Origin of the sequence: Plesiomonas sp., assembly GCF_051650925.1 — a bacterium.
GTDB lineage: Bacteria > Pseudomonadota > Gammaproteobacteria > Enterobacterales > CAMTGL01 > Plesiomonas.
In genome coordinates this window covers 1-4,717 of the sequence record NZ_JBOFRH010000035.1, presented here as the reverse complement: position 1 = coordinate 4,717, position 4,717 = coordinate 1, and the positions used below count along the sequence as shown (strand labels likewise).

Below are 4,717 nucleotides of genomic sequence, written 5' to 3'. Positions count from 1 at the left end.
TATTGTAATGGATTTAATTCATTACAATATTTAATCTTTAGTACCAAAAATGAAGAGAGTGCGGTGAATGTAAACTAGCTATCTGCGTTCATCTATATCACTCAGCGTATAGGGGTATGCAAATTTTGAATAATTATCCTGATTAATTTGTTCAAATGATGTTTTCAACATCTCAATAAAACACCTTATCTTAGCCGGTTGATTACGACGAGATCGGTATATTGCATAAAACGGCAAATCAAGACCGAACTGCCCGTCAAATAAGGGAATAATGTTGCCTAACTCAACATCTTTGCAGGCTAAAATAAACGGTGACCAGATAATTCCATGGCCTTGTAATGCCCTGCCATAAGCATTTTCTACGTTAGAAAAAGTCAGTGATCCACAGACCTTTTGTTCACGTATCGTCCCGTCAGATAAGGAGTATTTAATTGTATCAGGAGGTAAAAACCCATCATCAAACATAACGAACTTATGATTAATAAACTCTTCAGGGCTTTTCGGCAAACCAAATTTTTCAATGTAGGAAGGTGATGCATAAAACGAACGTCGGCCAGTACTCATTCGTTGCGCAATGAGATTTCCGTTACTCGGTTTATGCTGACTGAGCAGAATATCGCCGTCAAAATCACCATACCCTTCTTGCATCTGTATATGCTTATGCACAATGCTGACATGTGGGTAAGCATCCAAAAAACTGGATAAAAAAAAGTTCGCTAATTGTGATCCAACGCGTGCCGAAGAGGCTATCACCAATTCACCACAAACGTCTTGATGGCTCTCATCAATAAAGTTTTCCAGCTCTTTAATTTCATCTAAAACAGAATAACAGTGTTTTAAAACACCCTGACCTATTTCAGTAAGCTGAATTTGTCGTGTTGTACGTTCAAATAACCGTTGACGCAGCTGATCTTCGAAATAACGAATTCGGCGGCTAACTGTTGGCTGTGGAATATCAAGCTCTTCAGCCACACGGCTAAAGCTAAGTTTTTCGGCCACCCGAATAAATAACATCATGTCATCTAATTTAAAGCGCATCTGAATCGTTCCTTTACTGAGGCCTTCAGATAAAAAATCTGCCGAATAATACAGGATTACCTACGTTAAAGAAGTGTGCTTTTTCTCTTGTTCAGAAAATCAGCGCACCTCTTCGGCATAATGATGTACATGAAAGATAGTTCAATAGAACGATTTGCACCAATAAATCCATTTATTTCATAAAGATAGTTTATTTACCTTAGCCTTTTTATAACTTATTGTTTCATTAAAGTGTGAATGGCCGCTGATGGTCTAACCAGCTAAAAAGTTGTTTCAAATCACGATCAATTAACGATAACCGCCAAAACGTGTGCTGCTGTTCGGTAGAAAGCGCGCTTTGGGGTGCAACAACCGCTTGATGGCGAAGCGGAAATGCAGCGGCCCATTGCGCAAGATGATCAATACGCAAGTTAATCGATTCATTCTGCAAGCCGTGCATCGCGTATTCTGTGTAGACAACTTGTGTTTGCTGTTGTTCATACAAACTTTGAATTGCATCATGTAAACGGACAAGCAGCAGCAGCAGTGAACGCCAATCTTGCAGATTACGGGGGCTAGCATTCGGCTCAAGGTGCAGGTAATTCACTTCTTCATGCAGCTTCCGGTAAGCTCGGTTCGCCTGCCAAAGATAAACATGCACATTATCAGAATGTTGGGTAATTGCTGATAACAACAATATTTCCTGTTTGATGAAGCGGATCACATGTGAGTCAATCCACAAGCGTGTCCAACTTGGCATAATTAAGTGGATAGACAAAAATGCCAACGCCGTACCCAGCAAAGTGTCAAATACACGATACAGTGCAATCACAGGCTCGGTTGGGTTCATCTGTGCAATGGCAAATACAATCAGCATCGTCAGCCAAAAAACATGCACTTCGTAACGCGTTTTATAGTAGGTTGCAAAAGCCATAAAGGTGACAATGCAGGTGAGTACTAAAATAATCGGGCTGTTATGTACCCACACCAATATTCCTAACGCTAACATTCCGCCCATAAATGAGCCATAAAAACGGCATCGGATACGATTTTGGGCAGCCCCCAGTGGAGCAGTCAGAAGCACAATAAAGGCTGTTAGAGTGATCCAATACCCTTGTTGAACATGAAAATAGAGTGCCAGACTCTGCGCACAGGTCATTACCACCATCATTCTCAGGCCGTGCTGCACTTCACGCGAGCCCCATTGACAGGCTGTTTTAAGATTCTCGATAAAGCTGACTCTATCACACGGCCATACCCGCTCGATTTCATCTTTATTCCAGCATGTCAGCATGCTCTGTAATCGCTGATTTTTTTGCTGCCATACCTGCTGAATACTGCTAACTGATAACGCCACGGATAAAGCCACTTCACTGCCCTGCTCTGCATGAAACTCAGGTAATTCAAGCTGCTGGGTACGAATTGCCGTACTCACGGCCATTAACCATTTGCGGGTATCCCACGCCAATTTGTCATGCTGATCAAGTTCATACAGAGTACGAGCAAGACTGTTTAATCCGCCGGAAAATGCCAGCATCGCTTTAAATTCGCGATAGTAACGGCGGCTACGAAGGGTAACAGGAATAGATCGCAGCCAGTTGGCCAACACACCCAGTGCGCTGTCAAAACGCTCGCGTTGCAGTAATGTCTGACACGGGTCAGTAAACGCGTGTGACGCTAAACTTTGTACATATTCAGCCAGGTGGTGATTAACGTTTAGCAGTAAACGTTCACCTTGGCGGGAAGAACCACCAAACCAACCAATTAATGAGAAAAATAGCGCTAAAAATACAGCACCCGTATTCGCGGCCAGTATAATTTGCCCGTGGATCCCCTCTTGCGCAAAATGCAACGCCATGATCAGGGTAAAACCAAAATTGTAAGCGATCAGCTGAATGTATTTGCGTTGATTCCCCATCAGGCCATAAATCATGCCAAACAACGAAAGCACCAACATACCAAGCCACGGGGAAAGCACATAAAACTGTGCAATCACGGTTGCCAAAATACAGATCACACCGGAAAGAGATAACAGCTTTGCCCGTTTAGGGTATGAAAGATCGCGTCCCAATACGCCCACCAGCCATGCCGTAATCAGGCCTCCTACACCGGCAGCAGGTTGCCCAGCCCAGACACAAATAAGCAAAATCAACATCATAGGAATTGAAATACGAACGCCATCAGGCAAATCAGCGCGGCTGGGTAACCATTCAAGCAGGCGGGAAAACAACTTTTTCATACAATACTATTATCATTTACCACAATAGCGCGGCCTGATAAACCGCGCGTAAGACATTAACCATACCGGAGAACCTCCGGTAAAAAAGACAAGGTGTTAATTGCTGTAACGTTCTGTTTTTTGTTTGCCGTAGTACTTCACACCCAGAATAATGAAAAAAAGTGACAAAATCTGATATTCAACCATCATGGAAGGGGTGAAATACGGAGCCATTTCAGAGATATAGAACCCACCGGAAATCAGCATCAACAGGATAATTCCTACTGCCAATACATTAATGAGTGATGTGGTGATAAATGCGGCAATCACAGAGCGCTGGAAAAACACGACACCTTTGGGGATACGACGCATGGCATATTTCATCGCAAAAAAATAGCCGGATAACCCAACACCGATAGCCACTTCACTGATATCAATAAACAGTGAAAATATGCCATCAAGACAGATAAACAGCAGATACACTGCGCCGTAAGTCAGTACAAAAGGGGAAATCCATTTATTGTTCATAATATGTGATAGCCACTTGCTAAATCGAATGGGAGAAACCATAAATACGGGTGTGCAACAGTGCACATAAGCGATAAATCGTACGCTCAATAAGTGGAGATCTAAAGTACTCCCATGAGTATATTGTGTTACAAATTAAATCAAAAATGTGATCTGACCTGCATTTATCTTCAATGACAAATCTTATCCCACGCTTTCATCTTAGCGACACATTCACGGGTATTCCGATAGCATACATATGGGATAAACACACATTTAGTGGTTTAATAGTCAGGTGAATTTCCTATATCTGACAATGCCGAGAGAAGAATGAGCGAACAACAATGCTGGACTGAAGATGAGCTAATTGATAATGCATATGACATTTTTCTGGAGCTCGCCTCTGACAATCTTGATCCTGCTGATATTATTTTGTTCAACTTGCAGTTTGAAGAGCGTGGCGCGGCTGAACTCGCTGATCTAAGCGAAGATTGGAGCAGCGAGATGGGCATTCCAACGGATGTAGATACGTACGCTGAGATTGTGATCGGTCTAGTGAACGAAGACGATGTGATTGATGATATTTTTGCCCGAGTACTGCTGAACCGTCATAAAGAGTATAAAGAGTGTCATATTCAGTGGAAACAGTAAGTCAAACAGCTAAATAATACTATTTTGATAGGGCAATCACTGCCCTATCCGCCCTTTGTTTGGTTAATTTATTAGCGTACGGCAGCGCGGTTGGCGCAACAACACCAACATAAAAAGTACGTTAACCAGTGCTATTAGTGCAAATAAACCGTTGTAACCCATCATCTCAATCATTAATGCGCAGATCAGCGGCCCGCTTAAACTACCCAGCGTATAGCTCAATAACAGTGTTTGGTTCATTGCCACCATTTCGTGTTTCTCAACCTGCTCACTGGCTTGTGCCATAGCTATCGGATACAAAGTAAACGCGGCAAACCCCATCCC

The 4,717-nt window shown here is 42.6% G+C and carries 4 protein-coding genes and 1 pseudogene; 1 reads left to right on the top strand and 4 read right to left on the bottom strand.

Annotated elements, in window-relative coordinates; genetic code table 11:
• Positions 1-78: 78 nt before the first annotated feature.
• From ACRC27_RS00815 to ACRC27_RS00805, 3 genes are all read right to left on the bottom strand, one after another.
• Positions 79-1,014 carry a LysR family transcriptional regulator gene (locus tag ACRC27_RS00815; RefSeq protein WP_438638870.1) on the bottom strand — a complete coding sequence of 312 codons (936 nt, stop codon included), beginning with the start codon at positions 1,012-1,014 and terminating at the stop codon, positions 79-81.
• A gap of 250 nt (positions 1,015-1,264) precedes the next feature.
• Positions 1,265-3,256 carry an FUSC family protein gene (locus tag ACRC27_RS00810; RefSeq protein WP_438638869.1) on the bottom strand — a complete coding sequence of 664 codons (1,992 nt, stop codon included), beginning with the start codon at positions 3,254-3,256 and terminating at the stop codon, positions 1,265-1,267.
• A gap of 96 nt (positions 3,257-3,352) precedes the next feature.
• Positions 3,353-3,763 carry a hypothetical protein gene (locus ACRC27_RS00805; RefSeq protein ID WP_438621761.1) on the bottom strand — a complete coding sequence of 137 codons (411 nt, stop codon included), beginning with the start codon at positions 3,761-3,763 and terminating at the stop codon, positions 3,353-3,355.
• A 309-nt stretch (positions 3,764-4,072) separates the two neighbouring features.
• Between ACRC27_RS00805 and ACRC27_RS00800 the strand changes: the two genes are divergently transcribed.
• Positions 4,073-4,393 carry an HI1450 family dsDNA-mimic protein gene (locus ACRC27_RS00800; RefSeq protein ID WP_438621760.1) on the top strand — a complete coding sequence of 107 codons (321 nt, stop codon included), beginning with the start codon at positions 4,073-4,075 and terminating at the stop codon, positions 4,391-4,393.
• 63 nt (positions 4,394-4,456) lie between these two features.
• Here the strand turns inward: ACRC27_RS00800 and ACRC27_RS00795 are convergent.
• Positions 4,457-4,717 (bottom strand): annotated as a pseudogene (locus tag ACRC27_RS00795) (MFS transporter); the annotation flags it as partial.

Bases quoted from the DNA above. Each gene is read 5' to 3' on its own strand.
- ACRC27_RS00815 (WP_438638870.1), bottom strand. From the start codon at position 1,014: ATGTTATTTATTCGGGTGGCCGAAAAACTTAGCTTTAGCCGTGTGGCT.
- ACRC27_RS00810 (WP_438638869.1), bottom strand. From the start codon at position 3,256: ATGAAAAAGTTGTTTTCCCGCCTGCTTGAATGGTTACCCAGCCGCGCT.
- ACRC27_RS00805 (WP_438621761.1), bottom strand. From the start codon at position 3,763: ATGAACAATAAATGGATTTCCCCTTTTGTACTGACTTACGGCGCAGTG.
- ACRC27_RS00800 (WP_438621760.1), top strand. From the start codon at position 4,073: ATGAGCGAACAACAATGCTGGACTGAAGATGAGCTAATTGATAATGCA.